Origin of the sequence: Zhongshania aquatica (genome assembly GCF_027257955.1) — a bacterium.
GTDB classification, from domain to species: Bacteria; Pseudomonadota; Gammaproteobacteria; order Pseudomonadales; family Spongiibacteraceae; genus Spongiibacter; species Spongiibacter aquatica.
This window is the reverse complement of record NZ_JANZNQ010000068.1, coordinates 1-2,618: the sequence shown is the minus strand read 5'-3', so window position 1 is coordinate 2,618 and position 2,618 is coordinate 1. Positions and strand designations below refer to the sequence as shown.

The window sequence follows — 2,618 nt, the reverse complement described above, 5'->3', positions numbered from 1 at the left end:
CTTGCCAAGCGGTGATGTGGTCTTGCCAAAATTGTTCTTTGTTGATTGTGCTCATGGATGACTCCTCAGTTTAAAACTGAAGAGTAAAGCTACCGCGAAAAGATTATTAGATGTGGTTTATTGATCGCTTACGACTACCGGGTCTTTGCATTTCTAAGCTGCCTGTGCGGCAGTGAACTACGAGGAAATATAGCCATGCCAGCAGAATATTTTCTAAGCTGCCTGTGCGGCAGTGAACTCTGCGCCGGTGGGTGGTGTTTATAAGGCATTTTTCTAAGCTGCCTGTGCGGCAGTGAACCAGCTAACAGGCAACGCCCAGCGCAGCCGAAATTTCTAAGCTGCCTGTGCGGCAGTGAACTTGTTACCGCCATTGATGCGAGTAGCCCGTTTTTTCTAAGCTGCCTGTGCGGCAGTGAACAAGCCACATGTTCACAAAATCGATTGAATGGGTTTCTAAGCTGCCTGTGCGGCAGTGAACTTACTGTTGTGGGCGCAGACACCACCAAATAATTTCTAAGCTGCCTGTGCGGCAGTGAACTTTGGACGCTACCGGCGTCTACTGCTTATAATTTTCTAAGCTGCCTGTGCGGCAGTGAACATTCCGAAACATCGTTAGAATTCCTTTCAATATTTCTAAGCTGCCTGTGCGGCAGTGAACGCACGCGTGCCACAGTCGGGCGTTTATGTGCTTTTCTAAGCTGCCTGTGCGGCAGTGAACCACTTTAAAATGATATGTTCGTGCCCTTTGGGTTTCTAAGCTGCCTGTGCGGCAGTGAACTTCAATATCAGCTTAAAAATAGTCGAAGTATATTTCTAAGCTGCCTGTGCGGCAGTGAACGCGAGACGACATTTTCAGTATTGTGCTCTAGTTTTCTAAGCTGCCTGTGCGGCAGTGAACGATAATAACGATGAAGGAAGTGGACCTACTGATTTCTAAGCTGCCTGTGCGGCAGTGAACCCGATAGCCAGTGCTCAAGAAAGCGGTAAATATTTCTAAGCTGCCTGTGCGGCAGTGAACATCAAAACGCCCATACCGATCCCTGTGCCAGTTTTCTAAGCTGCCTGTGCGGCAGTGAACGTTAAAAGGACTGCGGAGCAGTTACAGGGAGATTTCTAAGCTGCCTGTGCGGCAGTGAACTTTCATTCTTGAGTGCGAAAATAAAACTGATATTTCTAAGCTGCCTGTGCGGCAGTGAACGACAGGATCTGATTGGAAAATAGAGATAGAGATTTCTAAGCTGCCTGTGCGGCAGTGAACGGTGATGAAGAGTTGGCATCATTCTGGGATGATTTCTAAGCTGCCTGTGCGGCAGTGAACACCTGTCTTAGCTGCGGCAGACTTAGATGAAATTTCTAAGCTGCCTGTGCGGCAGTGAACTCTTAAAAACCGCCAAATGGATGTCAGATTATTTTCTAAGCTGCCTGTGCGGCAGTGAACGAACTTCAGGAACGGCATCAGGCTATTGAAGATTTCTAAGCTGCCTGTGCGGCAGTGAACCGAAGTCTACAGCACAAAAAAATAGCTGCAACAGCTACTTAGGGGTATTTGCATGCAAATACCCAAGTTTTTCACTCAAATTGCAACTAATTGAATTCTATGGTTTTTTAAAGAACAGGAAAAACATTGGTATTTACTCAGCTAAATAGTCCATCAATATGTCCTTGGCCCATTGAGGAAGTGGAGATTGTTTAGCTGTTACTTCGCCATCACCAAGTACTGCAATTTGCTTGAATGGATTATCTGATCGAGAGTTATCTAGGAAGTAAGCTCGGTCGCAAAGCGGTAATGCGCTTTTAATGTTTTGTAAAGTACGCGGAATTCGTTCATTAACCTTGTTTTCTGGAACGTTATGTCCGCCCTCCTCGACCCGCTGGGATACCCGCGCATTATTTAGCGCGGTATTGTCGAGGTGAATGAATACCAACTCTATTTCATAACCTAGCGCCTTTGCCTGAGCCACAAAATCAATTTTTGAAGGGTGAGAAAAAACGGTCTCAAAACAAAAAGTACGCCCGTCTCTTAGGAGCTGAAGACGTATTTGCTCAGCAAGCTTTGCCGCTTCGTAGCTGTGTTGCTCAGGTTGTTCAGGGAACAACTCTTTCGCCAAGATATCCGCATTTACAAAAGGCAGATCGTGGGGCTGAAGCTGAGTACGATAAAACGTTGATTTACCCGATCCATTGCCACCTGCTAGCAACCACAACTGTTTCTCCTCGTTCACGCGTCGCCTTCACCCATCGCAATGAATTGGCCGTTTTTGAATTGGCCAACGGTAATCTCGCCGTTCTGGTCTAAACACTCCAGCAATCCGGGATGCGTCAACGAACTCTGGTAACGAACGGCGCTATTTGTAACTTCGTTTTGCAAACTATTGTCACTGCGTTTTCGCTCCATCGCGCCAAAAATGGCGTCTGGGTCAAGCGGAGGACTTAGCACCTGCTCAACATTTAACCGGGCCAAGCCGGTTTTTATTGATAAGAGAACATCGGGGGGTAATCACCCCGATAAATAGCTGGAGCGATAAGTAGAATTTTCTCATAATAGTTTGAAGGAGATTCTGCATGAAAGTACCCCGTTATTCAGATAGCCAGATTATGGCCATTCTTAAGCAAGCTGA

General features: G+C 46.5%; 2 protein-coding genes and 1 CRISPR repeat array. Both genes read right to left on the bottom strand.

What is annotated here, in order from left to right:
• Positions 1 to 150 precede the first annotated feature (150 nt).
• A CRISPR array of direct repeats spans positions 151 to 1,498; the repeat unit is 28 nt; unit sequence TTTCTAAGCTGCCTGTGCGGCAGTGAAC.
• A gap of 133 nt (positions 1,499 to 1,631) precedes the next feature.
• Complete coding sequence (locus O9X78_RS20535) at positions 1,632 to 2,222, bottom strand: ATPase (RefSeq protein WP_269621554.1); 591 nt, start codon at positions 2,220 to 2,222, stop codon at positions 1,632 to 1,634.
• The gene (locus tag O9X78_RS20530; protein ID WP_269621553.1) at positions 2,219 to 2,461 is read right to left on the bottom strand and encodes a hypothetical protein; all 243 of its coding nucleotides are present in this window, start codon (positions 2,459 to 2,461) and stop codon (positions 2,219 to 2,221) included. The genes O9X78_RS20535 and O9X78_RS20530 overlap by 4 nt, the downstream gene beginning before the upstream one ends.
• Positions 2,462 to 2,618: the final 157 nt, after the last annotated feature.